Here is a 25,803-nt window from a genome sequence, read left to right on the forward strand (position 1 = left end):
CTCTTTATTGTGATTACAATATAATTACATAAAGGAGGCCTTTTATGATTGTATCGCTTGTACCTGTGGGAAATTCACGCGGAGTAAGATTACCGAAACTCGTGCTTGATAAGGTTTCAAGTGCAGATAAGTTTGAAGTGGAGGTTTCGGAAAAAGGAATTTTATTAAAACCTATAAAATACGAACCTCGAAAAGGATGGGAAGAAGCCTTTCGTAAGATGCACCAAAATAATGAAGACTTAGCTGAGGATATCCCCGAGCCAAGGGATTTTCAATGGGAATGGTAATTAAGCAATACGAGGTCTATCTTATAAACTTAGATCCCACAATAGGCCATGAAATACAAAAAACAAGGCCTTGCTTGGTAATATCTCCCGATGTTATGAATAACAATATTTCCACCGTTATTATTGCCCCTATGACTACAAAGTCTCATGCTTACCCGACAAGGGTCAGTATAAAATTTGAAGGCAAAAATGGATGGATAGTATTGGATCAAATCAGAACCGTAGACAGGGTAAGATTGGTAAAGCGTTTGGGAAAGATAAAACCGGCAGAAGTCCTTGCCGTAAAAAAAATCATTAAAGAAATGCTTGTCGATTAAAATAAGAATCGGGCTTACAATGTTTCTTTAAAAGAAGCCGGCTGATACAGACTTTTAATTACCTCTCCGGCGATTAAAAGGCCGGCAATTGAGGGTACCCATGCAGCCGAAGCCGGAGGGTTTTGTTTTACGGTACATTCGGTTTTAGAATAAAGTACCTTCAAGTACTTAACATTCCTTTTTTTAAGCTCGGTACGCATTACCTTACAAAGGGGGCAGACGCTTGTTTTGTAAATATCTGCAAATTCAAAATCGGCGTTTAGGCGGTTTCCGCAGCCCATCGCCGAGATAATAGGAACCTCATTTTTTTCGGCCTCGGCTGCAAGAAAAATTTTTAAGGCTATTGTATCGACGGCATCAACTATGAAATCTACCCTTTTAAAAAAATCTTCGCCTAAGATTTTATAAAAATTATCGGGCAAGATAAAGGAATTTACAGCTTCTATTTTACATGCCGGATTTATATCGGCAATACGCTCCATTGCAATTTCGGTCTTAGCTTTTCCGATGGTAGAATAAAGGGCATAAAGCTGACGGTTGATATTGCTTTCTTCTATCTCGTCGCCGTCAATCAAAATAAGCTGCCCTGCCCCGTTTCGGGCAACCCCGCTTCGAGCAAGAGCCTCGGCAGTATAGCTCCCTACGCCTCCCAAACCGAAAACCGCAATCCGGGCATCTTCAATCTTCTTTAAATTTTCAGAACCTAAAAGAGGCTCAAACCTCGATAAAAAACTCATCGTTCTAAAAATTATAAGCCTATCTAATCTTAAATAGAATTCCTAAAATTACAATCGTAATTAAGATTTGGACAATCACAAATCGGATTAGAACCTGAGTAGGCGACCACTGCAAATTCTTTTTCATGTGGTCATGAAGAGGAAATCTGATATTTTTAAAAATACGGATTTTAAAAAAGCGGAGCATAACCACTTTTAAAATACCCGTTCCTCCATTTATAAGGATAACGCAGCTCGTCATCAACAGGATAAAAGGGTTCCGTGAAATAATTACAAGAACGCCGATAAAAAAGCCCAAAGCTCTGGAACCGGCATCTCCCATAAGTACCTTACTCGGATAGGCATTATGCCAAAGATAGCCCGTAAGGACTCCGCAGAGGGTAAAAATCATAACTGCCCATTTTGCTCCCGTGCTGATATTGGGAACCAAAAGATAGGCCGCAACCTTGACATGTCCCAATACAAAGTAAAAAACTATGCCGAGGGAAACCAGGGCCAATAGAATAAGGGTTCCCGAAAGGCCGTCAACTCCGTCAGTACAGTTTGTTGTGTTAATCGAAATCCACAAAATCATTATTGAAACGACAAAGAAAACAATAGGGTGTACTTCGACAAGGTTTGATATAAATGGAAGCCAAAAGGAAACCTTTCCTTCAAAATAGATATAAAAAATAACAAGGGCTGTTACGGCCGATAAAATAAAATCCAAGCCGCCCTTTAAATATTCTCCCCATGACTTTTCGGATCTGTCATCTAAAAAACCTGTCAGCATAACAGCAAAGGTTATAACCAAAACAAGGCCTTGTGTAAGTGTCGGTATAATCAATAAAAAAACGCAGAGCACGAAGATGGAAATAAATACCACTCCGCCCCCCGTAGGTTTCCCCACGGCAGCTTCGGGATTTACGGTAAACTCCCGTCCTCTGTCTTTCGGCAATTTGGAATAAAATTTAGGCAAGAGTAAAACCGTTATTAAAAAGCCCAAAAACAAGCCTAAAGAAATTAAAACGGCATAGGATTGTAAAAGTCTCATCGGCCCGAAATAGGGGCCAAGCAGTTCTGCAATATGGTATAACATTTTTATATTATACCAAATTTTTATAGATTGTGTCTATTGTATTGTTTATATTATAAAATTTATGTATACTAAAGCAATGTTAAACTATATAAAGAAGATAATAGCAGGTATTGCTATAGGTATAGCAAATGTCATCCCCGGAGTTTCAGGCGGAACCATAGCCGTCGTTTTCGGGGTTTATTCCGACCTTATAGGGGCTGCAAGCCTTGACATCAAGATCATTAAAGCTAATTTTAAAATTTATCTTTGCCTTTTCGGAGGCATGGGCTTAGGAATTCTCCTCTTTGCACGCCTTTTCAAACTTGTTTATGAAAAGTTTCCCGTGCAGACCAATTTCTTTTTTGTAGGCCTCATTGTGGGAAGCATCTTTATAATCTTTGAGCTTGTACGCGAAAAAGAAAAAGAGAGCTCTTTTACAAAGGTCTTTAAAATTCTTTGGTTCTTTATAGGTTTAAGCATAATGCTTGCCCTATACTTTTTTAAGGGAGCGGCGGTCTCATCAACTGCGGCCATAGAAACATTGAGCCTCGGCAGCTTTATCTTTTTATTTCTTGCAGGTTTTGCAGGAGCAGCTGCAATGATAATTCCGGGTATCTCGGGCTCCTTCCTCCTTTTGATAATGGGAGCTTATTACACAGTAATTAAAGCAATAACAGATTTTAATATTCCGGTACTGATTCCTGTAGGCTTAGGTGTTCTAGCCGGCATCATTCTTTCTGCCCGTTTAATCGGTTTTTTCATGGAGAAATTTCCCAAAATAACCTATGCCTTTATTTTAGGGCTGGTTGCAGGTTCAATCCGTCACATGATACCTGACGGCTGACTGCTGCCTTCGATGAGGCTGGTTGCAGTCCTCTGTATGCTTGCAGGCTGGGGCCTGATAACGGTATTTGAAAAGATAAAAAAAGATTAAATTGAAGTAAGGAAATTAACATGTCACATAAAAGAATTTATCAAGTTGACGAAAAAGTTCCGGCGGGGCTTTTCTTACCTTTAAGTATTCAACATACATTTGCAATGTTCGGTGCTTCGGTTTTAGTTCCAATTATATTTGGAATTGATGCAGGCATCGTATTATTTATGAACGGGGTGGGAACCCTTTTGTTTATAGCTATAACAAAGGGAAAAGCACCCGCCTACTTAGGTTCCAGCTTTGCTTTTTTAGGGCCTGCCGGCCTGATTATTTCTTCCATGGGATTTCAATATGCCCAAGGGGCCTTTATAGTAACAGGACTTTTAGGCTGTTTGATTGCCTTTATAATTTATAAGTTCGGAACCTCTTGGATCAATGTCATTCTTCCGCCTGCTGCTATGGGTGCCGTCGTTTCCCTGATCGGTTTTGAACTTACGGGGCTCACTGTTCGAGGCGGAACTATCGGGGCAAACATCATGACGGAATCGGCCTCACGGGGCGACATAATAGTTTTTTTTATTACGATAGGAGCTGCCGTTTTAGGTTCGGTTCTTTTTAAGGGCTTTTTATCCACCATTTCTATTTTGATTGCAAGCATTGCAGGCTACATAGCCGCAATCTTTTTCGGTATGGTAGATTTTTCGATAATAAGAGAAGCAGGGCTTTTTACCCTTCCCCATTTTCAGCTTCCCAAATTCGATCTCATGGCAGTTATCACAATGCTTCCAGTCTTACTAGTTATCACAAGCGAACACATAAGTCATCAGGTAGTAACTTCCAACATCATCGGAAAAGACCTATTAAAAAATCCCGGCCTTCACAGGAGTATCTTTGCCGATAATTTTTCGACAGCTCTTTCAGGCCTTGTCGGCGGAGTGCCCACTACAACCTACGGCGAAAACATAGGAGTTATGGCAGTTACCGGTATTTACAGCGTTTATGTAATTGCAGGAGCCGCAATAATTTCAATCTGTATGGCCTTTATAAGCCCGCTCGCTGCCTTAATCCGTACCGTGCCAGGGAACGTCATAGGCGGCATAACATTCTTGCTCTATGGAATGATAGGAGCTTCGGGAATACGCCTTTTAGTAGATTCAAAGGTCGATTATTCAAAATCAAAAAACTTAATCCTAACCTCGATAGTATTTACCACAGGATTGAGCGGCCTCAGCATAAAATTCGGAGAAATCGAATTTAAGGGAATGGTTTTAGCCTCCCTCGTTGCCGTAGCTTTAAGCCTTATCTTTTTTATTTTTGAAAAACTTGGAGTGCTGGAAGAATAGGGTGTTGACATACCATCGATTCTCAAAAAAATATTGCATAAGCATTTGACAATGGTAATTATATGTGTTAGTATATTGGTATAAAAGAATGCTATGAAAAGTTATACATCCCGTGAAGTTATAAAAATATTACAAAATGACGGTTGGTATGAAGTGGCTGTTGTTGGGAGCCATCACCAGTTTAAGCATTCTATAAAAAAAGGACGTGTAACCGTAAAACATCCTGATAAAGATATACCGATTGCGACATTAAAAACTATTGAAAAACAATCAGGGATAAGATTTAAATAAGAGGTAAATGTGAAGAAACAAGAACGTTTTTTTTATCCTGCAATATTCACTTATAACGGCAAAAAAGAAATTGCAGTTGTTTTCCCCGATTTGGGTTGTGCTACCTCGGGAAAAGATGAGGCTGATGCTCTATTATCTGCACGAGAACTTCTTGGCTGTGTTCTGTGCGGGCTTGAAGATGATGGAGAACCTATTCCTAAGGCTTCTCACTTAAGTAATATAAAAACAGGTAAAAATGAAAAATCCGTTTTAATTGACGTATATCTTCCTACTTACCGCATGATGCAAAAAACACGTTCGGTTAACCGAACCGTAACCTTACCTGCATGGCTAAATGCTCTTGCCTCGGAGCATAATATAAATTGTTCACAGCTTTTACAAGAAAGTCTAAAAAAACAATTTCAAACCGTTTTACAAACAAGATAAATTTTCGGCAAAATAATTATTATGGAACTTTTGATGCGGATACAAAAAAGATTTTTGTTTTTCTTTTTAGCACTCATTCCGCTTGCCGTTTTAATCGCAAGTCTAGGCAGAGTTTTTCCGTCCGTCGGATTAAATACAAAAGAAAACCATAGGCAAAAAAATATCTTAGCCATGAGCGAAATTTATTACCGTCAAACTTTTAATAACTGTGCACCCTATTCTGCGATGGCTGCGATAAATATAATAACAAAAAAAGAAATATATCCGGAACTTTTAGCAAGAGAAACAGGATGGCGGATAAAAAATAATTTAACCATGCCGCAAGGCCTCATCCAAGTATTGCACAAACACGGAATAAAAACAAAAGAAGCAGTTTTATCCTGCTGTTCCGATAACGAAAAAATTAATTGGATAAAAAATACGGTCGACGAAGGAAAGCCTATTATTCTTTTAATAAAAATAAAAAAAGTTTTACATTATGTAACGGTAATAGGTTACGACGAAAAAGGTTTTATTCTTTACGACTCTCTGCAAGAAAAGACAAAATCAAATCCGCGAAAAACAATAAAAGACAAGCCTCAATATTACGGAAACCGTTATTACGAATATTCCGGCCTTATAAAACTTTGGGATAAGGGAGGCTATAAAATATTTTTTAAAAATTGGGCATTGGTTTGCGGATAAAATTAGTTTCTTTTGAAAATAAAAAGTTCCGTACCTCAGACTAAAAACTTTTTTAGTTCTTTCTAAAAATATTTACTAAGTTGACGGTTATGGGAATCGTACAGATTAAACCTATACTTCCGGAGACGGCACGCAATATCTCGGCCGATAAAATTTCCAAATTTATGATTTCGGTAAACCCGTGCGAAAAAATTATAAAGAGTAAAAGAACGGGAATTGACGTACTCACATAGGCTAAAATAAGCGTATTGGACATTGAGCCTATAATATCCCGCCCTATATTCATCCCCGATTTGATCAGCTGTTTATTCGGTATCTTAGGACTTACAGCTACAATCTCCCACATCGAAGAAGAAATAGACATAGCTACATCCATAACGGCTCCGAGGGAGCCTATCATAATGCCGGCAAATAAAAGTCCCTGATAATCTATTTTACGGTACTGCGGAACAAAGGCTAACATTTGAGCATCTTCGTTTCCCAAACCTGAAAGTCTTAAAATTTTTCCTGCAACAAAGGCAAAAAGACCTGCGATAATAACACCGCCTATAGTTCCCAAAATTGCCGTATAGGTTTTATTATTCATTCCCGAAATAATAAAAAGAGTAATAACGGAAGCAAGGCTGCAAATTATAATAGCCCAAAGAATAGGATTATGACCTTGAAGTATAAGAGGAAGAAAAATGCCGAATATCAGGCCTATGGTAAGCCCCAGGGAGATAAGAGCTTTTAGACCGTTTTTTTTGCCGACAAAAATTAAAACCGCTGCAAAAATAAAAATAAGAGCATAGACCTTATAGTCCCTCGCCCTCTCATAAATGCGCAAGTTGTTTACCTTCCCTGTTTCATCTTCATCCAGCTGTAAGATGAGCTTTTCGTTTACCTTAAAAATAAGTTTATAAGGAATGGCGAGCTCTATAGTATTCCGGATTGTATAAACCTCATCTCTATGCTTTCCGGTTAAAATTTTTATCTTTAAATGCTGATAACGGAAGTCCGACTCTATAGGAATATCGGGGCGGTTTTCCTTTGTATCGTCATAAACGATTTCTATAACCCTAGCCTTAACGACCTGACTTTCGGGAGCATTTATATAGGCATTATAATAACTGCTTAAGCCATCGTACTTCTTTTCCATATCTTGCGATAAGTTTTCAGAGGAAGTTTGCCCTGTGTCGTCTGCATATAAATTAAAAAATAAGAGGCTTACAACAAAAAGGAAAATACGTTTCATGTCTGGTTCCGGTCATCCTTACTTAGAAGCCTCTAAAAACATCAGTTTTTAGAGGCTCCCTTTAATAAAAAGCGGCGAGAAAGTTTTTCTACACCGCTTTTATAATCGAATCCTGTTATTTGCTTATATCTTTAATATAATCGACAGGTATGGGTTTAATTGTTTTAGCCTTTTTAATGGCATCAATGAGAGCATCTCTTATAGATACGCTTTCGGCAGAATTTGTTGCCTTGCTAAAATCGTAGGAATCTCCTCCCGTAAACATAAAGCTGTTTACAACAACCCTATATTTTTTATTCATATCAAGGGGTGTTCCGTCCATAAGAGTAATCTTTGTGATCCTGTTTTCAAAAGGCTTTCTGCCGTCATATTCTACCCGTAGACCTGCAAACTGGCCGTCGGTAATATTAGGATTCATTATACCGTGATCAATTGCCTTTTTAATCTCAGAACCGGGAAGATCGAAAACAACGAGGTAATTATCAAAGGGCATAATCTCATAAAGGTCGCCTACGGTGATATTGCCTGCTGCAAGGGTTCGGCGTAAGCCTCCTCCGTTTTGAATGGCTATATCGGCCTTTCCCAATTGGCGCTGAACTTCAGCTGCCCATGCACCCAAAAGGGTGTTGCTTCCCTTTTCACTTCTTTCATGGGTAAACTCTCCCTCAGCAACACCGATTACTTCACCCATAATAGGTTTCAGTTCCGTGTCATATTTTGTAAAGAGAGCCTTGCCTTTTTCATCCTCGATAAGAGAATCTTTATGCTTGTAGATTTCATCAACCGCCGATTCAATCTTTGCAATCTTGTTCTCGCTTCCGAAGGTGATGCTGAGTTTACCTACAGCCCTGCCGTAACAATAGGCTTGAAGTATGGGAATACCGTTTACATTTCCTGAAACTGTTCGATGGCTGTGAGCCGAAAGAACAGCATCCAAACCCTTAATTTCGGTGAGTTTAACGGCATTTCCGCTGATTTTTCCATCTTCTTGGAATGAGTCGATATGGGTTAAGGCGATAATTGCATCGGGCTTGCCTTCTTTAGCCTTTCCTGCCAATAGATAGTTTACCCATTCTTGGCCTGTTTTTACCGGATCGGTAAATTCCAAACCGCTTACATGTTCAGCACTTGTCAACACAGCCGTATCGGGGTGAGCCAAGCCGATAAAGGCAATCTTATAGTTTCCTTTTTTGATGATTGCATAGGGTTTTGCCCAGGACACAGGCTTTCCCGTCTTCTTTTCGACAATGTTTGCAGCCAAGAAGGTAAAGTTTCCGTCCTTTTGCCACTTTGTCATGCGGTTTGAACCCCAGTCAAATTCATGGTTACCTACGGCACAGACCTTTACATCCATAGCCCTCATCATAGCCGAAACGGGAGCTCCATAGGTAAGATTGGATATGGCTGTTCCCTGATAGTTATCGCCTCCTGCAACCACAATTGTGTTAGGATTTTCCATTCCGGCAGTGCGGACATAGCCTATCATCTTAGCCATACCGGCATTCTTTCCCTTTCCGGGACGGGTATCTTCTGCAACGTTTCCGTGGAAGTCGTTAAAAAGAAGAATATCTATCCTGTTTGCAGGGGCATTTGCCTCAATTCCTGCATACTGACCGCTTACATCATGGGATTCGGTTTCACATCCTGTAAAGGCGGCAGCCAGGATGAGAACGATTACAACAAAGCCGACGGCTTTAAAAAATTTGCTGTTCTTCATAAGCATACTCCTATAAAAACTTCTAATAATTTTATAATAAAATTATACACCAGTACAAGAAAAATTACAAGTTTTTTTGGAAATACTAGTATAATGTCATCCAAAATAAAACTAAGACGGCCGCTCCAATATAAAAATAACAGCCCTATTCTCGAATTGTGTAGAAAAACCTGCCGTTCCCCTTATTTTGGGAAACGGCAGTAAAGTTTAAACCTATATATTTTTCCTTCTAGTTTTTCTTCCAGTATTTATCGCAATAACCGCCCTCATCGGTTTCTTCGCGTAAATACTTGGCAGCTGTTGCGGCAGTATTCAAATCGCTTGAATTTATAGATGTCGATGTGCCGCTATAGGAGTCATCATCATACACTTTCCAGTAGTTTTTGTCTTCAAAGACGGCACTCGCTAAGCCCCCACAGCCGTAAAAAGCATACTGGTCTATTGTAGTAAGGCTTGCAGGCAAATGTACACTTGTTAAGCCCTTACAGTCGTAAAAAGCATACTCGCCTATTTGGGTAAGATTTGCAGGCAGGGTTATACTTGTTAAGCCTGTACAGTCGGAAAAAGTATACTTGTCTATTTTGGTAAGATTTGCAGGCAGGGTTATACTCGTTAAGCTCTTACAGCCTTCAAAAGCGCCCTCGCCTATTGTAGTAAGGCTTGTGCTGGCGGATAGGTCTATACTTGTTAAGCCCGTACAGCCTGCAAAAGCACCCTCGCCTATTGTAGTAAGGTTTGCAGGCAGGCTTATACTTGTTAAGCCCGTACAGCCCTCAAAAGCATACTCGCCTATTGTAGTAAGGCTTGTGCAAGCGGATAGGTCTAAACTTGTTAAGCCTGTACAGTCGTAAAAAGCAAACTCGCCTATTTCGGTAAGATTTGCAGGCAAACTTATACTTGTTAAGCCCGTACAGCCTCTAAAAGCTTTCTCGTCTATTTGGGTAAGGCTTGCAGGCAGGGTTACATTTCTTAAGCCCGTACAGCCATCAAAAACCCATGCGCCTATCTCTTTAATTTCCTCATCCCCGATTTTTGCCGGTATAACCAGATGTGCGGGCAATTCCTCTTTTGCACACTTGTAGCCTATTATTTTGCCGTTCCCGTCGGTTTTCAAAATAGCAGCCGGATCTACGGGCACCGAAGGTGTGCCGCCGCCTGCGGTACCGGGACAGCCTGTCAAAAGCCCTGTAAATAATAACGATGCGGCAAGTACACTAACTGCCGCCCAAGATGTTAAGAGCCTCGCTCTTAATTTTGAAACAGAGCTTACTCTTGATTTTGTGTTTGCATTTTTCATGTCAAACCTCCTTAAAGATTTATTTTGCTTACCCTGTGCGGTAAGCCGGTGTTACCTTACAGGGTAAGTGCGGCTTACCTTATGCAGTAAGCTTGACTTACCCTATAGGGTAAGTTACAGTTACCTTATGAATTACGGGTAAGAGCTTTGCCGAATCTGCCGGCTTTTAGCGTTTTAAGCTGTTTTGTCGCATTTGCATATTTTGTCCTCACTTCGATATACCAGCTGCCGGCCGCCAAATCGGCAGGGATTATTGCCATAAGGCGGGCGGGTTTGTTTTCGGCAATGACCGTTGCCTGTACCGCTTCTCCCGTTTCGGGAATAAAAAAGATGCCTTGGGCGGTATCTTTGGCATCGAACTTAAGCCGGCTTCCTACCAGCTGTATGATTCCGCCTGCGGTCAGTACCTCGTTTACCTTACCCGTTACTATGTCGGTTACTTCGGTAATGTAGGGGTTTGTATCCGCCGCTTCGGTTTTTTCGCACTTGATTTTACTTAAGGCTTCTTTAAGAACGGGTCCTGCCGTAAGATTTAAGTTTACCGAATGCCGTTTTTTGTCAAAGCTGTCGGTTGCCCCGATAAATACGCCCGATATGCTTAAAGAGGTATTCATCAGCGGTGTGTTGACGGCCGCTCCGTCTTTGATAAGGGCACTTACTACCTCGCCGTAAACTTGTAAGGCAGCCTTTGTGTCCGCCTTGGTAAGAGTCGAACCTTTTTGCATCATAAGGTCAATGATTTCGTCTAAAGAAAACGAACGCACATCGGCTGTTTGAGCCATATAGTCGTTTTCGTCCGGTGTGAGAAGATTCTCACGCAAACAATACTTTAGCATACTACTCTCCTTTTTAGGGGAAGGGAGGAACCCCCGTTCCCTTACGGGCTTTTCAAGTCAGAGCGGTGGTTGTTTCCCTCCCCCTATGACCCCCTCTTTTGACCTCGAAGCTCCGCTGGTTGTACTCGCGCTGCCAAAGGGGACACCCCTTTGGAAACCCCGTTTTTAAAAGCCAAGGGTCTTGTTTTTTTGATTGAATTGTCTCAATCCGTAGGACATGCCGATTATTGCTTTGCGAAGTTGAGCGAAGCTCAATGCTTGGCGGGCGTTGCGGTTTTTTATGTGAGTAAATTTGTTTGTGTTTGATTGTAAATTTATTGGGGCGGAGCGGGAATTTATGCCGCTTTGTTGCTTGTTGCTTGTTGCTTGTTGCTTGTTGCTTGTTGCTTGTTGCTTGTTGCTTGTTGCTTGTTGCTTGTTGCTTGTTGCTTGTTGCTTGTTGCTAAAAATTGTGTCAGGCACACTGCTGCGTGTCAAGTACTTTACTTCACTTTTCGCATTTTTTTGGTGAGAATGTTTGTATTTGGTGTGTTTGCAGCGTTTTCCTATCATTAGTGTACATTATAACATGGTCTTTTAGATATTTCAATCTTTTTAAGATTTTTTTTATTTAACCGCAGGGGGGTGCTAAGAGCGCAAAGGAATTTTTATGATGTTTTGATAACCTATTCTTTAATTTACCCTTGGCGTTCCTTGCGGTTTTTTATGTGAGTAAATTTGTCTGTGTTTGATTGTAAATTTATTTGGGCACAGGAAAGCCTCTGCTGCAGTTTCATTTTAAATCTTGTGATGCTATTACTCCTTACACCTTACCAAGAATTTTTCGGCTATGGGTTTATCGGTTTTGATGATACAGGGATGACCGTAGCAGACCCAATCCATTTTTTCTTTTGTGTCGGGTTTAAGAAGGGTGTAATCCAAGTCCTCGATAGAACAAATATCGGGGCCTACATATTCGAGCGGAATACCTGAATCTATCTTATTCATCGAAATAAATTCATATTCATTTTCCGAAAGCCTTTTGCCGATTTTGCCTGCAAGCATGTATGGAGACTTTGACTCGCCTGCTGTGGTCTTGTTTGCTTCAGCACTCGAAAAATAAAAGCCTGTAGAAAACTCCCTGTGGGCCGTATTATACAATTCTTCTACAAAGGGAGCCGCTTCAGCGGCGCTTATTTTTCCGTTTAAAAAATCTATTTTTTTGCGGTAGGCCCTTGCGGTTAAGGCCGTATAGTAAATGCTTTTCATGCGGCCTTCTATTTTTAAAGAATCGACCCCGGCTTCTTTCATCTTATCGAGGTAGTCTATCATACATAAATCTTTTGAAGAAAAAAGAGCCGTATAGTTTTCGCCTTCTTCTACGGGAAAAAACTCGCCCTTCCGCTCGGATTCTTCGACAAAGAAGTGTCCGCCTTTTTCAGAATACATCTTATAATTCCAGCGGCAAGAATGGGTACAGGCACCTGCGTTTGCGCTTCGGTCGGTGAGATAGGCACTTATAAGGCAGCGTCCCGAATAAGAAATACACATCGCCCCATGCACAAAACATTCAAGCTCTATTTCGGGAACTCTTTGTTTTATTTCACGCACATCCTCAAGGCTTGCTTCCCTTCCCAAAACCACGCGGGAAAAGCCTAAGTCCTTGTACACCCTTACGGCCTCATAGTTTATGCAGTTTGCCTGCGTACTTAAATGAAGCGAAATCTCGGGAAAGCTTTCTTTTAAAATTCGGGCAGCTCCCAAATCTTGAACTATAAAAGCATCGAAGGGATATTGCTTAAAATATTTTACCTCTTCTAAAAGTTTTTTTAAGTCCTCATTATGAAACGAAATATTTATCGCACAATAAAGCTTTTTTGTTAAGCCGCGTTTTTTGTATTCTTCTTTTAAAAGAGAAATATTTTTATATTCTTCTCCCGAAAAATTATCGGCCTTAGCTCTAAGCGAAAAGTTTTTTAATCCTATATAGGCTGCATCGGCTCCGTACTCCCATGCATAATCCAATTTTTCAAAATTGCCCGCAGGCGAAAGAAGTTCCATTATTTTGTATCTCCGCTTAAAATAAACTCACTTATTTTTTTCCCGACAGCTTCAACTGCAAGGTGGGCATTGGAAAAATAATCGGGAACGGCCTGAAACAAATGAGGCATATCATCAATTTTATCGAGTACGGCCCTTCCTCCGGCCTTTTCTATTTTTTCGCAAAGCCTGATTGAGTCATCTAAAAGAATCTCATTACTGCCGCATTGAATAAAAACAGGCGGGAAATTTTCAAAGTTTCCAAAAATAGGAGAAACAAGTTCGTTGGTAAGATTTTTTTCTTCCGTGTATAATTGGGCTGCTCCTAAGAGAGCTTCTTGAGAAAAAACAAAATCTTTTTTGCGGTTTACACTTAAGCCCTCACTTGAACAGCTTAAATCAGCCCACGGTGAAAATAAAACCAGCAAGGCCGGCAGCGGAAGACGCTTATTTTTTAAATAATGAATAAGAGACAAAATTAAGCCGCCCCCTGCCCCGTCCCCTGCAAGAATCAGATTTGCAGGTTCAGCCGTGCGCGACTCTATAAGTTTTGCATAGACCTTGTAAACATCTTCAAGGGCTGCAGGAAAGGGATATTCGGGAGCCGTCTTGTACTCGGGTAAATACAGATCGGCAGAAGCTTCATGAGCAAGTCCCGCACAAAAAGAGCGGTAAGCTTTTTTTGTACCGCTTATAAAAGAGCCTCCATGAGCATATAGGATTACCCTGCCGGAAACAGCCATCTCAGGCTTTAAGACATCCGTACTTACCCCCCTCAATTCGGTTTCGGATAAGTCTACATTGTTCGGCACATGGGGAGAATAAAGAATATCATCATAGGCAAGTCTTATCTCGTCTATAGTATGTTTTCGAGAAAGAACGGCTTTTTTAAATTTCTTTTTTAATTCGCGTAAATCCTTCAATTCGTTTTGCACCTAAATGTCTCCATTTAATTAGTTTTTGATTAATTAGTTTTGAGGTATCGATTAAAACTCATCAAGCTTGCGTAAATTTGCATAGATACCGTTTAAACTTAAAAGTTCCTCGTGAGTACCGCTTTCCATAATTCCTTCATCGGTAACCACCAAAATCCTATCGGCATTTCTTATTGTAGAAAGACGATGGGCTATAACTATTGTAGTCCTTTCCTCAGAAAGTTCCTCAATTGCCTTTTGAATTAAAATTTCGTTTTCGGTATCGAGAGCTGAAGTCGCTTCATCCAAAATCAAAATCGGGGGATTTTTTAAAAAGACTCTGGCAATGGAAATCCTTTGCTTTTGACCGCCTGAAAGCATAACGCCACGCTCTCCCACATAGGAATCATAACCGTCTTCCAAGCTCATAATAAAATCATGAATGTGGGCATTTTTAGCGGCTTCAATAATTTCCTCATCGGAAGCCTTAGGTTTTCCATAGGCTATATTTTCTTTTATGGTTCCGCCGAAAAGATAAACGTCCTGCTGCACAATTCCGATATTTGCCCTCAATGACTTTAATGTCAAGTCCCGAATGTCTTTACCGTCTATGCTTATCTTTCCGTTTACTACATCATAAAAACGGGGAAGAAGAGAACAAATAGTAGTCTTTCCGCCGCCTGAAGGACCTACAAGAGCAAGGGTTTTTCCTGCAGGAATATCGATGGAAATATTTTTTAAGATTGTTGTAGTTTCATTATAACTGAAATCGACATTTTCGTATTTTATGTTTCCTTTTACGTCTTTTAACTCGACGGCATCTTCTTTTTCGGTAATGTCCGGAGCCGTTTCTATAATCTGTAAAAAACGCTTAAAACCGGCGGCTCCTTTTTGGAACATCTCGGTAAAATTAATAAGCACATTTATAGGAGCGATATAAATATTTATGTACAAAACATAGATGGTCAAATCGGGAATAGTCAGTTCATTCTTTGCGACAAAAAAACTTCCCGCTAGAACAGTTACTATAAAAAACAAGCCCTGCAAAAGACCGTTTATGCCGACAAACTGCCCCATCTGCCTGTAGTTTATATATTTAGAATGAACAAAGGCCTCGTTTGCTATATCGAATTTTTTACTTTCCAATTCTTCGTTTGCAAAGGACTGCACCACCCTTATCCCCGAGAGAGTGTCCTGCACTTGGGAATTTATTCCGGCTATGGTTTTCCGGTTGAGCATAAAGATTTTACGCATCTTTTTATTTTGAAAAAAAGTAAAGATGAACATAAGGGATGTAACCGAAGCTAAAATAAGGGTAAGCCTTACATTGATAAAACAAAGGAGCGAAAAAGAACCTATTATTTTTAAAAAGGAAATAAAAAGGTTTTCGGGGCCGTGATGGGCCAGCTCCGATATATCGAAAAGGTCTGAAACAATCCTCGAAATCATATCGCCCGTCTTGTTTTTATCGTAATATGAAAAGGAAAGACGCTGCATGTGGTTAAAAAGGTCATTTCTCATATCCCTTTCCATTCGGGCACCCATTATATGTCCCCATGAAGTTATAAAATATTGGGTAAAGTATCTTATTATATAAAGCCCCAACAGGATGGCCGAAATTATAAGCCCAAGATATATAATGGCCGAGGCTTGCACATCAAAGCTGAAAATAGTCTTATCCGAAAAGAGCAAAACCTCGCCGCTTCTTATTTTTGGGATTACCCTTGTTAGGTATCTTATCACCTGAGGAAAAACCAAGTCCACCGCTGAAACTATAAGAGCGCAAAAAAGATCAAAGAAAAACAAGAATTTATAAGGCTTGTAATAGGCCGCAAATTTTAAAAAGGTGCTTTTTTTATGCATATTTTCGATAATATATGATAATCAAAAAAAAGTAAATAGGCATTTTAAAAGGCCGTGTTTAATTTAACCGCAAGAGGTGCAAAGAACGCTAAATATTATCTATAACTTATCTACAACTTATCTTTACCCATAAATCGGGGTTTCCAAAGGGGTATCCCCTTTGGCAGCGCGAGGAAAAGGGATGGGGTTAAAGGGGAAGGGAAAAACCACCGCTCTGAACGGGGGGTTGTCCCTTCCCCTTTTAGAGGTTATAATAAATGCAGAGGCCTTTAAAGACACTGAAAACAAAGAATTAAAGGAATTTTTAGAATATCTTAAAACCGGCAAAACAAAGAGTGAATTTACAAGGAGGATAGAAGAAATGATACAAACAGTAAAACAAAATGAACAAGCAAGACAAGAATATAGATTAATGTCAACCTTTGAGATGGATGCTAGGTATAAGGGTTTTTCAGAAGGGACTTATAATAATAAATGCGAAACCGCAAAACTTATGAAGCGAAAAAACTTTGATATCGCTTTAATTAAAGAAATAACCGGACTTCCCGAATCGGAGATTGAGGAACTGTAAATTAGGGGATGTATAGCCGGCGGAGCTTCAAGGCTAAGGCATTTTTTCGGATAAAAGATTTCTTGACCTCGAAACTTCGTTGGTTGTTAGCCTCCCCTATGACCGATGAAAAATGTACATCCAAAGTACATTTTTCATCTTCGAGTGTTTTTGCTTACGCAAAAAACTCGTACAGCTTATACAGGCGGACATCCTGTCCGCTTTGATAACCAAAATTCCGCTTAGTGCATCCGCCCCTAAGAACCCCCTTGTTTTTCCAAAAATTTATTCAGATTATTTTCACTTTTAGCTGAAATAAATTCAATAGATTTTAATTTTTTAAATTCAAAATGAACTGTTCTAAAAGAAAGGATGATAATACAAAGAAGGGGAAGTACTAAAGGATGCTAAAGTCGCGGTTTGAGCTTCTTAAATTGGGAATTTAGCGGTTATGATAATCAAGTTAAAAGGTATTTGTTACAGTAAGCCCTACAACGGCTTATTGCAATATGGGCAAATACGGGAGTAATGTGTAAAGCAAATTCTTCCTCGGTCCAGTAAGCTATTTTAAATTTATGAACATAATCTTTTATTTTTTTCTTTAATCGTTTTTTCTTTTTTTGTGAAAGATAAATACCTTGCGGTTTTACTAAAAACCCCAAAAAAGGGATACCGTTTTTTACCATACCTATAATTTCTTCTTTTAATGTTAAGTCTAGCTCACAGCTTAAAAAGTTTTTTGCTTTTTTTTGTATAAGTTTTATATCTTTAAGATTATCGGAAAAAAGTAACACATCATCCATATAGCGTATATATCCTCTTACATTCATCTTTTCTTTTGCATAATGATCAAAAAAACTTAGATAAAAGTTTGCAAAATATTGACTGGTTAAATTGCCGATTGGTACCCCCCATCCTTCCGTCACAGAGTAAGAAGCTATCAGTTTATTAAATAAATGCAGCAAGGCTTTATCCTTAAACTTACAGGTTAACAATAAGCTAAGTTTGCTGTGCGGGATGGAGTCAAAGTATTTTTTCATATCCAGCTTTAAAAAATATTTAAAACGGCGTGAAAAATATAGGGCTCGCAATAAAGCAGCTTGTGTTCCTTTATTTTTTCGGCAGGCATAGCTGTCATAAATCTGGAATTTTTCAAAAACAGATTCAGTGATATTTATAATTGCATGATGAAGCACCCGTTCATTAAACGGAGCTGCACAGATAATTCTTTCTTTGGGGTCGTATATTTTGAAGAACCGATAACTGCCGAGTAAGACGGTTTGATTAATAAGATAGTTTTGTAATGTTTTTAAGTTCGTATAAAGATTTTTTTCATATAAAAGAACATCCGGCTTTAACCTCTTACCACGGGAAGCATTATAAAAAGCGGCGATAAGATTATTCCATTCGGTTATCTTGTGATATAGATTGCCTTTTCTTTTCATAGTTATGCACCGCTTGTAAAAACGCTTCGCCGAATTTTTCACATTTTCCCTGTCCGATTCCTTCAATTTTAGATAATTCGGATATGCTTTTAGGTTTTTCGACTGCAATTTGAGAAAGTTGAGCGTTGTTTAATACCGCATAAATCGGTATACCTGCTTGTTCTGCAAGTTTTTTGCGTTCATCTCGTAGATAGGGAAAAAAAGCAAACTCTTCAGGCTTTAAGATATCTTTATAATCGATCGATGATTTTTCTTTATCAGCTGCAGAAATAGGGGAATCAAGGTATTCTACAAGTATGGAATAAAAACTGTTTTCCCCTGAATTAACGAATTCTTTTGTATGAGTGATAATTTTATGGGAACGCAAAAAAATATTCATTTCATCTATGGTTTTTAAATAGTTAGATATTGGAATAACAAATAATTTAAACTGCATATCTCCCTCAAAAAAACTCTCCTTAAGCTTTCCTAATTCTTTTATTTAAGATACGGTACTTACATAAGGAGAGCACTCTTTATTTGTACTTACTGTACACGATATGGATGGTTCACACAATTTGTGTGAGCTCAAGGGCCGACAAGCCAAGCGGAAGCCAAGATTGTTGTTCCTGTTGTCAGGACTGTTGTTATTCCGTTTGCCTACAGTGCAGTTGTTCGCGTTGTTGTTCCAGCTGCCGCCGCGTTTAACACGGTTAGAGCCTGACGCGGCACCTTATACGGTCCATACCGTTTTTTAGCCAAAAAATTTTCGAGCCGCTAAAGCGGCTGACATAGTGCAGGTTAATCATTATTTTCAAAAATTTACTGCACCACACCACACATTTTGCCTGTTCGGTTTCACCGCTTCGGGCGGCTTCCGCTGCGCCCTGCGCTGCTCAACCTCTCCGGCAAAATGTGTGAACTTAAGGCCGGCAAGCCAGGCGGAAGCCAAGATCGCTGCACCTGACGCCAGGACTGATGTTGACCCGTTCGCCTACAGCGCAGTAGTCCGCGCTGCCGGCCCAGCTGCCGCCGCGTAAAACACGGCCAGAGCCTGACGCGGGGCCAGGATAGTCTTGAGGGAAAGAGTCCCCGGTATGGATATCGGCACGCCAATCCCAGCACCATTCCGCTACATTTCCCGCAATATCATAAAGACCATACCAATTAGGTTTTTTCTTCTTTACCTCATGGGTTTTTGATCCGCTGTTTGAACCGTACCAAGCATAGTTTTTAAGTTCAGCCTCGGTATTTGTTCCTGACCATTTATCATCAGTTCCTCCCTTAGCTGCCCATTCCCATTCCGCCTCCGTTGGAAGTCTAAAGCCCTTTTTATTTATATCTAGCTCTGCCTTATCCCAATCTGCATTATTACTGTCAGGAATTTGATCAAAGCTAAGAGCAGCAAAATCAACGGGGTTTCCTCCAACATTTACCGTATAGCAGGGTTCAAGATTTAGTTTTATACTGAGTTTATTACAAAAAGCTATTGCTTGATACCAGTTTACATTTTCTACAGGACGCTTTCCCTGTGTTTCGCCTACGGCAGGGCTTCCATTAAAATGGCTCGGATTATTGCCCATCACTGCCTGCCACAGCTCCTGCGTTACTTCTGTCTCCCCTATAAGATAGGCACTTAAACTTACGGTATGCGGCTGGTTAATAGAGTAATCATTATGTCCCAACTGGGCATTCACGGCAGCTATTCCTTTCATGGTAAATTCGACTGAACCTACAGTATATGTCTTATCAACAGGAGTATTAGGAGTTACTTCAGAAGATTCACCTCCGCCGGATTTTCCCTGACCTGTAGGACAACCGGTCAATAAGACTCCCGCAGCCAACAACAATGCAGTAATAGATATTGCCCGATTTAAGACCTTAGTCTTCAGTTTGGAATTAGTGTTTTTCATAGCTAATCCCTCCTTACAAAATAATTTAATTTATACAAAAAACTGCAAAGCCGAATAAATTCAACCCTGCGGTTTTTAGATTGAGAAAAATAAGTATTAACAGCTTTAATTAGAGATATTTTACTTAATAGAGAAAATGGGGGGGGGTAAACCTAGGCTAACATTTTTCAAGTCATTTTTATTCCGTAAATATCGGGAAAGAGAAAATTGTAAATCGACAAAAAATTTCGTTACCATGGCTTAATTATAGCATAAAATATAGAAAAACTCACGTATCAATTATCAAATTTACAATAGGAAACCTCTAAAAACTTCAATTTTTAGAGGTTTCATTTGATTTTAATTCGAGATGCTTCCTTTTAAATCTTAAACTTTTTAACCTCATCCGCAAGGTTTTCTATGCTTATCTTATTTTTTTGAGTAATTTCGTTTACTTCCTGTACCGCATTGTTTATCTCGATAACGCCGGCAGCCATTTCGTTCATTCCGTCGGTAATAACCCGCGTAAGACCGTCCAGTTTTTGCATTTCTTCGGCAGTTTGCTCGCCGCCTCTTAACATTTCGGCGGAACCTTCTTTTACTTCTACCGTTACGGCATTGATGTCTCGGATAGCGGCAAGCACTTCTTTACTTCCGTTTTCCTGTTCCCTCATTGCTTCGGTTAAAGTATTACTCATCGTCTTTACTTCTTCGGAAAGCGAGAAGATGGTATTAAATTTTTCTTCAACGGTTTTGGAAGAAGACGACAAGACTTCAATTTCGTTGCTTAAGGTTTTTAATACGGCGGTAATGGTCTTACCTTGAGCAGCGGAATCCTCAGCGAGTTTTCTTATTTCATCGGCTACGACAGCAAAACCTTTTCCGGCTTCGCCTGCGTGGGCAGCCTCAATTGCGGCGTTCATCGCAAGGAGGTTTGTCTGGCTTGCAATGTGCTGAATAACACTTGAAGCTTCCAAAAGGCTGCCCGATTCTTCGGCTATTTTTTGTGTAATCGTATTCGAGTTTAACACTGTATCTTTTCCGTCGGCGGTTGCCGTTGCAAGATTTTTAATGGCATCGTCGCTTTTTTCAAGGGTTTGAGTAATTGAGCCGATGTTTGCAACCATCTCTTCCACCGAAGCAGAAGAACGGGCAACGCTGGATGCCTGAAGTTCTATTCTCTCATCAAGTTTTTTTATCGTATTGATAATTTCTTCTACGGTTGCCGATGTCTGGCTGACACTTGCGGCCTGTGTAATAGCTTGCTGCTTAATACCTTCAACGTTTGCACTTATTTGGTTTACTGCGCTTGCAGTTTCCGTCATATTACCCGCAAGCTCGTCACCGATATTCTGCATTGTTCCGGCATTTAAATCAACAGATTTAATGGAAAGACGTATTTTTTCGATTGTTTCGTTAAAATATTCCGACAGCTGAGTAACCTCATCATTTCCGATAAGAGGAAGCTGAACGGTTAGGTCTCCTTCGCCTTGGGCAATATCCCTAAGCACATTCATGGCAGTCTTCACGGGCCCTACCATCTTTGTAGAAATAATAAACGCAATAATTATTGTTACAAGCAGTATTATAATAACTGAAATTATGATTGCGCGGGTCAGCGTATTAAGCGAAATTAAGAATTCGTTTACAGGAGCCCGTATAACGATCGTCCATCCGTTCTTTTCCATTTTTGCATAAGCGCCGATATTTTTTTCTCCGTCAAGAGTGTAATAACCTACTCCCGGCTCTTCATCCTGCAAGGCTTTTTTCTGAAATTCCGCTACCGATTTCAATTCGGCATCATTTTCCGCAAGTTTTTGATAATTGACAAAACCGGAAACAAGCTTATTGTCCCTATGTGCAATAATGGTACCGTCTTTACCCATCATGTAGCAGTAACCTGTTTTACCTATAATAAGATCTTTAATATCTTCCGACAAAATAAGCCCTTGAAGCCCTGCGCACATAACACCCGAAATTTCACCGTCTGTGTTGTAAATCGGCAAAGAAAAAACGACGTGAATCTTACCCGTGTCCGGAGAAAGATAGGGCTCCGAAATAAAATAGTTTCCTTCAAGAGCCGTCTTATACCAATATCTGTCTGCAACCGAAACTACTCTTCCGTCCATATAATATGTATTGCCGTTTAAGTCGCATATATTTAAAAAAGCACCGTCATTGTCTGAGGAGAGCTCCTGCTGCAGCCGTGCAGATTTTTGAGGATACGACAAACTGTCGTCATTTAAATCGGGAATACGAGCCACACCTCTTAAATACTCAAAATCGACATCTATTATGCTTTCCACAAGGATAGCAATATCGGCAGCCTTATCCGTTAAGCGTTCTTCGACATCTTTAATCATTGTCTTTCTAAAGGTATACCACGATACGGAGCCCTGTATAACTCCGCCCAATATAATCAATAATCCGAAAACAATCAATAATTTTTTTCGTATTGAAAAATGCTTTTTATTTTTCATATAACCTCTATATCCTATTCAATATTTTATTGGTTTAAATATATACAAAAATGTAAAATATATCAATATATCCAATATCCCTTTATTAAAAAAAATAGCTGTTAAGACCCCTTTATAAATCTTGAAATTGAAAAAAGAGCTCTGCCCCTATGCGAAATGGAATTTTTTTGTTCAGAAGTAAGTTCGGCAAAGGTTTTGCCGAACTTTTCTACAAAGAATATGGGATCGTAGCCGAAACCGCCCGAACCTGACGGAGCTTCGGTTATATGACCTTCACATGTTTCCTGCACCGAATAAAAACGGTTTTCGTCCAAAAGGCAAACCATGCAGCAAGCAAAACGGGCACTTCGGTCTTTTACGCCCTTTAATTCTGAAAGGACCTTGTTAATACCTGCTTCAGCCGAAACATGCTCTCCTTCAATAGAACCGTATCGTGCGGAATGAATACCGGGAGCTCCGTTTAAAAAGTCGACACAAAGACCGGAATCATCTGCAAGAACAGGAGCTTTTACAATATGGTAAAGAGCCTTTGCCTTTATCATAGCATTTTCAAAAAAAGTACTTCCCGTTTCTTCAGGATCAAATTCTATGCCCTCATCTTTAGGCAAAACGATCGTATGAGACGGAAGAAGCTCCTGCACTTCCCTTTTTTTGTTTACATTTCCGGATGCCAGATATATTTTCATGCTGTTGAGTATACCAAATTTTTAAACTCTTTGCAATATTTTTGTCGATTGTACCCTTATATACATTTATATACTTTCCTATATCGGTACTGCTTGGAGCCTTTATCTGCCTTCTATTTATTTTTTTTGTTTTATCCCATAAATGACGGTTATGTTTTAGTGAAAAACAAATTTTTTTAAGCTGACTTCTTGTATTATAAGTATGAAGTAAAAGATATTTAAAAAGTTGAGCCTTTACGTAATACCTGTTTCTATTACCGACACAATAATTTATTTTTTCGTAACGGTTAAAACAGGCAGCCTTTAAATCATGAAGAATAGAACATAGAAACCATGAATCCATTTTAATTTCGGCAGCTATTTTATCGATCAAATCATCATCAAGAAAAAAACAAGCCTTGCACGCAAGCAAGAAAATTCGTCTATGTTTGCAAGGCATACTAAAATAAAGCTCTCTCATATGCATCGATTCTTTTGAGAAATTTTTGTCATATTTCAAACCCAAATCCCCTGTTTTTACATTGCAGTATTCCGGTTCAGACTCGGCTACATAAAAATTAAAATTTTCCTCTAAATCATACTCCCCCATAAGATACTCCCATCTTGCTCCTTCTTGATCGGCAAGAACGGTATCATTTATCTCGTGCCTTACGGTTTTGCATTTAAACGTTAAATAATAAAAACGAATATGATTTGTTAAATAAGTATAAAAACTTGACAGTGAAGAATTATAATTTTCCAAAATCCTAGGAAGCTTATAATAAAATTTGAGTAAAAAATCACTGCGTAAATCTTCGTCCGCAAAATACACACCGAAACTTTCCAAATTGACATAAATCATCTCAAAGATAGACATTAAAACTTTTTGTCGTCTTGACGGATTTGTCTTATCGTTATTGTAGGCCTTGACAAATTCCTCTCCTTTTTCTAAACTGAAATTCACTTTTACCTCCTTTAACATTATATGTTTTATGGAAGCAAAAAGAGTGCAAAACAGCAGCTTGAAAAAAGCTTATTAGTTTGGATATTTTTTAGTTTTTATAATCTTGAAAAATGAGTTTTTCAATTTTTTTATAAGAGCTTAAAAAATTATCAATAAAAAAATGAGATTTTCCATAAAAAGACTGAGCTTATCGGTCTTCAAAACACAAAAAATGCCGATAATCAAAAGCGGAGAAGAAAATTATGATAAGAAAACAAGCAGAAAAGGAATCCCGTACAGGAAGTATAACTTTTTACTCAAAGGAACAAGTACAGTGCCCCGTGTGCAGTACAAAATTTAAAAGAGAAGAACTGCACTCAGGCGGAGGACGCTTAATTGCCGGAGACCTTACCGATGAATTACGCAGACTTTATGAACCTTCGGCAAAATACGGAGAAATATTTCCTACAGTGTACAATTTAACGGTCTGTCACAAATGTCTTTATACAGCCTTTCCGCAAGATTTTGCCATTCCTTCCCGTCCGGTCATAGAAAAACTTTTTGAAAATACCGAAGCAAGATATGAGGCCGTAAAAGGTCTTTTCCATAACGTTGATTTTACAAAATCCCGCGGTTTAAATGAAGGAGCAGCCTCATATTACCTTGCCATTTTATGTTACGAACTTTTTGAAGAAAAATTTTCGCCCACGATAAAACAGGCTATCTGTGCCATAAGAGCGGCATGGCTCTTTGACGAACTTGGTAAAAAATACCCTGAAGAAAATTATAAATATGTTTCAGACCTTTTTTATCGAAAGGCAACCTTTCTTTACCGCCGTGCTCTTGAATTGGAATCGACAGGAACGGAAATAATTGCAGGCTTAAAATCTTTCGGCCCTGATGTAGATAAAAACTACGGTTATGACGGTATAATCTATCTTTCAGCCCTCCTTGAATATAAGTATGGCCAAAAGATCGACATGGACATGCGCCTAAAACGCTTGGATTATCACAAATTTGCCCTTGCAAAAATGTTCGGTCTAGGAAAATCAAGTAAAAATAAGCCGGGCCCGATTTTGGAAGCGGCAAGAAGCCTTTACGACACTCTCAAGGTAGAGCTAAAGGATGTAGAAGATTAATGGAAATCTCCCAAAATCAAAAAAACATACTCCTTACCATTTCCTATGACGGTACGAATTTTTGCGGATGGCAAAAACAAACCAAGGAAGGAGCTGAAACCTTCCGGACGGTTCAAGGAGAATTGGAAAAAGCCTTAACCAAAATTCATAAACATCCTATAGAAACAAACGGCTCAGGCCGTACGGATTCAGGTGTACACGCAGCCCGCCAGGCCGTAAACTTTTTTTGCGATATAAAAAGCATGAGGGCCTCAAATTTTTTACCGGCACTTAACTCAATCCTGCCTAAGGATATAAGGGTGATGGATGCAGCTGAAGTGTCCCCCCTCCTGCATGCACGCTTTAATGCTCTTTCAAGAACCTACCGCTATAAGATCAAATGCGGCAAAACAATCTTCGCCCACGAGCAGCCCTATACTTGGCACATAAGAAGATACCCCGACATAGCCGCCTTAAACGAAATGGCCTCCTGCCTTTCAGGAGAATTGGATTGTACCGCTTTTTCTGCAGCCGGAGATCAAAGTATAAGTAAATCCCGCTATATCAAAAAAGCAGTTTTTTTTATCGAAAACGATTATCTTATTTTTGAAATTTGTGCAAATGCCTTTTTATGGAAGATGGTACGCTCAATAGTAGGAACTCTTTTGCATTTAGACGAAATCGGAGCTTCCAAAAAAGATTTTAAAGATATCTTAGAATCAAAGATGAGGGAAAAGGCAGGCCCCACAGCACCGCCCCAAGGCCTTTTTTTATGGTCGATAGAATATCCTGAAGACCTGCTTAAAGCACCGCCGGAAACCTTTTAATAGACAGT

General features: G+C 39.4%; 26 protein-coding genes and 1 pseudogene. 10 read left to right on the top strand and 17 right to left on the bottom strand.

What is annotated here, in order from left to right:
- Positions 1-44 precede the first annotated feature (44 nt).
- Both TDE_RS10610 and TDE_RS10615 read left to right on the top strand, forming a co-directional pair.
- Entirely contained in the window at positions 45-287 is a 243-nt protein-coding gene (locus TDE_RS10610; RefSeq protein WP_002680104.1) for an AbrB/MazE/SpoVT family DNA-binding domain-containing protein, read from the top strand.
- Positions 275-604 (top strand): type II toxin-antitoxin system PemK/MazF family toxin, encoded by a 330-nt coding sequence (locus TDE_RS10615; protein WP_002680107.1) that lies wholly within the window; start codon positions 275-277, stop codon positions 602-604. Before TDE_RS10610 ends, TDE_RS10615 begins: the two co-directional genes overlap by 13 nt.
- A gap of 14 nt (positions 605-618) precedes the next feature.
- Here TDE_RS10615 and TDE_RS10620 read toward each other — a convergent pair whose 3' ends face one another.
- Together TDE_RS10620 and TDE_RS10625 are read right to left on the bottom strand one after the other, a co-directional pair.
- A complete protein-coding gene (locus TDE_RS10620; RefSeq protein ID WP_002680109.1) occupies positions 619-1,341 on the bottom strand; it encodes a tRNA threonylcarbamoyladenosine dehydratase in 723 nt (240 codons plus the stop codon).
- Positions 1,342-1,360: 19 nt separating this feature from the next.
- On the bottom strand, positions 1,361-2,419 hold the full coding sequence (locus TDE_RS10625; RefSeq protein ID WP_002680111.1) for a phospho-N-acetylmuramoyl-pentapeptide-transferase: 1,059 nt from the start codon (positions 2,417-2,419) through the stop codon (positions 1,361-1,363).
- 61 nt (positions 2,420-2,480) lie between these two features.
- On the opposite strand from TDE_RS10625, the gene TDE_RS10630 reads away from it, so the two are divergent.
- From TDE_RS10630 to TDE_RS10650, 5 genes are all read left to right on the top strand, one after another.
- The gene (locus TDE_RS10630; RefSeq protein WP_002680113.1) at positions 2,481-3,242 is read left to right on the top strand and encodes a DUF368 domain-containing protein; all 762 of its coding nucleotides are present in this window, start codon (positions 2,481-2,483) and stop codon (positions 3,240-3,242) included.
- 110 nt (positions 3,243-3,352) lie between these two features.
- Entirely contained in the window at positions 3,353-4,615 is a 1,263-nt protein-coding gene (gene uraA / locus TDE_RS10635) for a uracil permease (RefSeq protein WP_002667891.1), read from the top strand.
- A gap of 93 nt (positions 4,616-4,708) precedes the next feature.
- Entirely contained in the window at positions 4,709-4,906 is a 198-nt protein-coding gene (locus TDE_RS10640) for a type II toxin-antitoxin system HicA family toxin (protein ID WP_002674407.1), read from the top strand.
- A 9-nt stretch (positions 4,907-4,915) separates the two neighbouring features.
- The gene (locus TDE_RS10645) at positions 4,916-5,332 is read left to right on the top strand and encodes a type II toxin-antitoxin system HicB family antitoxin (protein WP_002680115.1); all 417 of its coding nucleotides are present in this window, start codon (positions 4,916-4,918) and stop codon (positions 5,330-5,332) included.
- Positions 5,333-5,353: 21 nt separating this feature from the next.
- Positions 5,354-6,016: a C39 family peptidase gene (locus TDE_RS10650; RefSeq protein WP_245522419.1), complete on the top strand. Its 663-nt coding sequence runs from the start codon at positions 5,354-5,356 to the stop codon at positions 6,014-6,016.
- A gap of 52 nt (positions 6,017-6,068) precedes the next feature.
- Here the strand turns inward: TDE_RS10650 and TDE_RS10655 are convergent, their stop codons facing one another.
- The 8 genes from TDE_RS10655 to TDE_RS10690 all read right to left on the bottom strand — a co-directional run bounded on the left by TDE_RS10655 (position 6,069) and on the right by TDE_RS10690 (position 15,896).
- Positions 6,069-7,250: a YibE/F family protein gene (locus tag TDE_RS10655; RefSeq protein ID WP_002680119.1), complete on the bottom strand. Its 1,182-nt coding sequence runs from the start codon at positions 7,248-7,250 to the stop codon at positions 6,069-6,071.
- A 115-nt stretch (positions 7,251-7,365) separates the two neighbouring features.
- Positions 7,366-8,967 carry a 5'-nucleotidase C-terminal domain-containing protein gene (locus TDE_RS10660; RefSeq protein ID WP_002680122.1) on the bottom strand — a complete coding sequence of 534 codons (1,602 nt, stop codon included), beginning with the start codon at positions 8,965-8,967 and terminating at the stop codon, positions 7,366-7,368.
- A 229-nt stretch (positions 8,968-9,196) separates the two neighbouring features.
- Positions 9,197-10,264 (bottom strand): leucine-rich repeat domain-containing protein, encoded by a 1,068-nt coding sequence (locus TDE_RS10665; RefSeq protein WP_002680126.1) that lies wholly within the window; start codon positions 10,262-10,264, stop codon positions 9,197-9,199.
- Positions 10,265-10,389: 125 nt separating this feature from the next.
- Positions 10,390-11,100 carry a DNA-binding domain-containing protein gene (locus tag TDE_RS10670; RefSeq protein WP_002680128.1) on the bottom strand — a complete coding sequence of 237 codons (711 nt, stop codon included), beginning with the start codon at positions 11,098-11,100 and terminating at the stop codon, positions 10,390-10,392.
- 165 nt (positions 11,101-11,265) lie between these two features.
- Positions 11,266-11,652 (bottom strand): hypothetical protein, encoded by a 387-nt coding sequence (locus TDE_RS10675; RefSeq protein ID WP_164920586.1) that lies wholly within the window; start codon positions 11,650-11,652, stop codon positions 11,266-11,268.
- A 243-nt stretch (positions 11,653-11,895) separates the two neighbouring features.
- Positions 11,896-13,140, bottom strand: coding sequence for a peptidase U32 family protein (locus TDE_RS10680; protein WP_002680143.1), 1,245 nt, complete (start codon positions 13,138-13,140; stop codon positions 11,896-11,898).
- Positions 13,140-14,054: an alpha/beta hydrolase fold domain-containing protein gene (locus TDE_RS10685; RefSeq protein ID WP_002680147.1), complete on the bottom strand. Its 915-nt coding sequence runs from the start codon at positions 14,052-14,054 to the stop codon at positions 13,140-13,142. Before TDE_RS10685 ends, TDE_RS10680 begins: the two co-directional genes overlap by 1 nt.
- 51 nt (positions 14,055-14,105) lie before the next feature.
- On the bottom strand, positions 14,106-15,896 hold the full coding sequence (locus TDE_RS10690; RefSeq protein ID WP_002680150.1) for an ABC transporter ATP-binding protein: 1,791 nt from the start codon (positions 15,894-15,896) through the stop codon (positions 14,106-14,108).
- Positions 15,897-16,077: 181 nt separating this feature from the next.
- On the opposite strand from TDE_RS10690, the gene TDE_RS10695 reads away from it, so the two are divergent.
- The gene (locus TDE_RS10695; RefSeq protein ID WP_002680152.1) at positions 16,078-16,467 is read left to right on the top strand and encodes a hypothetical protein; all 390 of its coding nucleotides are present in this window, start codon (positions 16,078-16,080) and stop codon (positions 16,465-16,467) included.
- Positions 16,468-16,904: 437 nt separating this feature from the next.
- On the opposite strand, the gene TDE_RS10700 is transcribed toward TDE_RS10695, so the two are convergent.
- From TDE_RS10700 to TDE_RS10730, 7 genes and pseudogenes are all read right to left on the bottom strand, one after another.
- Complete coding sequence (locus TDE_RS10700) at positions 16,905-17,891, bottom strand: RNA-directed DNA polymerase (protein ID WP_002680154.1); 987 nt, start codon at positions 17,889-17,891, stop codon at positions 16,905-16,907.
- Positions 17,845-18,327 carry an HRDC domain-containing protein gene (locus TDE_RS10705; protein WP_002680156.1) on the bottom strand — a complete coding sequence of 161 codons (483 nt, stop codon included), beginning with the start codon at positions 18,325-18,327 and terminating at the stop codon, positions 17,845-17,847. Before TDE_RS10705 ends, TDE_RS10700 begins: the two co-directional genes overlap by 47 nt.
- Positions 18,328-18,462: 135 nt before the next feature.
- Positions 18,463-18,603, bottom strand: a pseudogene (locus TDE_RS13310) (SUMF1/EgtB/PvdO family nonheme iron enzyme); the annotation flags it as partial.
- Between the two features lie 190 nt (positions 18,604-18,793).
- Positions 18,794-19,783, bottom strand: a complete 990-nt coding sequence (locus TDE_RS10715) for a formylglycine-generating enzyme family protein (RefSeq protein WP_002680159.1) — start codon at positions 19,781-19,783, stop codon at positions 18,794-18,796.
- Between the two features lie 359 nt (positions 19,784-20,142).
- Complete coding sequence (locus TDE_RS10720; protein WP_002680161.1) at positions 20,143-22,242, bottom strand: methyl-accepting chemotaxis protein; 2,100 nt, start codon at positions 22,240-22,242, stop codon at positions 20,143-20,145.
- Positions 22,243-22,343: 101 nt separating this feature from the next.
- Positions 22,344-22,928 (bottom strand): RdgB/HAM1 family non-canonical purine NTP pyrophosphatase, encoded by a 585-nt coding sequence (gene rdgB / locus TDE_RS10725; RefSeq protein WP_010957197.1) that lies wholly within the window; start codon positions 22,926-22,928, stop codon positions 22,344-22,346.
- The gene (locus TDE_RS10730) at positions 22,843-23,871 is read right to left on the bottom strand and encodes a hypothetical protein (RefSeq protein WP_002680164.1); all 1,029 of its coding nucleotides are present in this window, start codon (positions 23,869-23,871) and stop codon (positions 22,843-22,845) included. The genes rdgB and TDE_RS10730 overlap by 86 nt, the downstream gene beginning before the upstream one ends.
- Before the next feature lie 242 nt (positions 23,872-24,113).
- Here TDE_RS10730 and TDE_RS10735 point away from each other — a divergent pair, with 242 nt between their 5' ends.
- Together TDE_RS10735 and truA are read left to right on the top strand one after the other, a co-directional pair.
- Positions 24,114-24,989 carry a DUF2225 domain-containing protein gene (locus tag TDE_RS10735; protein WP_002667865.1) on the top strand — a complete coding sequence of 292 codons (876 nt, stop codon included), beginning with the start codon at positions 24,114-24,116 and terminating at the stop codon, positions 24,987-24,989.
- A complete protein-coding gene (gene truA, locus TDE_RS10740; RefSeq protein ID WP_002667863.1) occupies positions 24,989-25,795 on the top strand; it encodes a tRNA pseudouridine(38-40) synthase TruA in 807 nt (268 codons plus the stop codon). Before TDE_RS10735 ends, truA begins: the two co-directional genes overlap by 1 nt.
- Positions 25,796-25,803: the final 8 nt, after the last annotated feature.

Origin of the sequence: Treponema denticola ATCC 35405 (genome assembly GCF_000008185.1) — a bacterium.
Taxonomy (GTDB): Bacteria; Spirochaetota; Spirochaetia; order Treponematales; family Treponemataceae; genus Treponema_B; species Treponema_B denticola.

Excerpts from the sequence above, each read along its gene's own strand:
- TDE_RS10610 (WP_002680104.1), top strand. The coding sequence starts at position 45 with ATGATTGTATCGCTTGTACCTGTGGGAAATTCACGCGGAGTAAGATTA.
- TDE_RS10615 (WP_002680107.1), top strand. The coding sequence starts at position 275 with ATGGGAATGGTAATTAAGCAATACGAGGTCTATCTTATAAACTTAGAT.
- TDE_RS10620 (WP_002680109.1), bottom strand. The coding sequence starts at position 1,341 with ATGAGTTTTTTATCGAGGTTTGAGCCTCTTTTAGGTTCTGAAAATTTA.
- TDE_RS10625 (WP_002680111.1), bottom strand. The coding sequence starts at position 2,419 with ATGTTATACCATATTGCAGAACTGCTTGGCCCCTATTTCGGGCCGATG.
- TDE_RS10630 (WP_002680113.1), top strand. The coding sequence starts at position 2,481 with ATGTATACTAAAGCAATGTTAAACTATATAAAGAAGATAATAGCAGGT.
- uraA (WP_002667891.1), top strand. The coding sequence starts at position 3,353 with ATGTCACATAAAAGAATTTATCAAGTTGACGAAAAAGTTCCGGCGGGG.
- TDE_RS10640 (WP_002674407.1), top strand. The coding sequence starts at position 4,709 with ATGAAAAGTTATACATCCCGTGAAGTTATAAAAATATTACAAAATGAC.
- TDE_RS10650 (WP_245522419.1), top strand. The coding sequence starts at position 5,354 with ATGGAACTTTTGATGCGGATACAAAAAAGATTTTTGTTTTTCTTTTTA.
- TDE_RS10655 (WP_002680119.1), bottom strand. The coding sequence starts at position 7,250 with ATGAAACGTATTTTCCTTTTTGTTGTAAGCCTCTTATTTTTTAATTTA.
- TDE_RS10660 (WP_002680122.1), bottom strand. The coding sequence starts at position 8,967 with ATGAAGAACAGCAAATTTTTTAAAGCCGTCGGCTTTGTTGTAATCGTT.
- TDE_RS10665 (WP_002680126.1), bottom strand. The coding sequence starts at position 10,264 with ATGAAAAATGCAAACACAAAATCAAGAGTAAGCTCTGTTTCAAAATTA.
- TDE_RS10670 (WP_002680128.1), bottom strand. The coding sequence starts at position 11,100 with ATGCTAAAGTATTGTTTGCGTGAGAATCTTCTCACACCGGACGAAAAC.
- TDE_RS10675 (WP_164920586.1), bottom strand. The coding sequence starts at position 11,652 with ATGATAGGAAAACGCTGCAAACACACCAAATACAAACATTCTCACCAA.
- TDE_RS10680 (WP_002680143.1), bottom strand. The coding sequence starts at position 13,140 with ATGGAACTTCTTTCGCCTGCGGGCAATTTTGAAAAATTGGATTATGCA.
- TDE_RS10690 (WP_002680150.1), bottom strand. The coding sequence starts at position 15,896 with ATGCATAAAAAAAGCACCTTTTTAAAATTTGCGGCCTATTACAAGCCT.
- TDE_RS10695 (WP_002680152.1), top strand. The coding sequence starts at position 16,078 with ATGGGGTTAAAGGGGAAGGGAAAAACCACCGCTCTGAACGGGGGGTTG.
- TDE_RS10700 (WP_002680154.1), bottom strand. The coding sequence starts at position 17,891 with ATGAAAAGAAAAGGCAATCTATATCACAAGATAACCGAATGGAATAAT.
- TDE_RS10705 (WP_002680156.1), bottom strand. The coding sequence starts at position 18,327 with ATGCAGTTTAAATTATTTGTTATTCCAATATCTAACTATTTAAAAACC.
- TDE_RS10715 (WP_002680159.1), bottom strand. The coding sequence starts at position 19,783 with ATGAAAAACACTAATTCCAAACTGAAGACTAAGGTCTTAAATCGGGCA.
- TDE_RS10720 (WP_002680161.1), bottom strand. The coding sequence starts at position 22,242 with ATGAAAAATAAAAAGCATTTTTCAATACGAAAAAAATTATTGATTGTT.
- rdgB (WP_010957197.1), bottom strand. The coding sequence starts at position 22,928 with ATGAAAATATATCTGGCATCCGGAAATGTAAACAAAAAAAGGGAAGTG.
- TDE_RS10735 (WP_002667865.1), top strand. The coding sequence starts at position 24,114 with ATGATAAGAAAACAAGCAGAAAAGGAATCCCGTACAGGAAGTATAACT.
- truA (WP_002667863.1), top strand. The coding sequence starts at position 24,989 with ATGGAAATCTCCCAAAATCAAAAAAACATACTCCTTACCATTTCCTAT.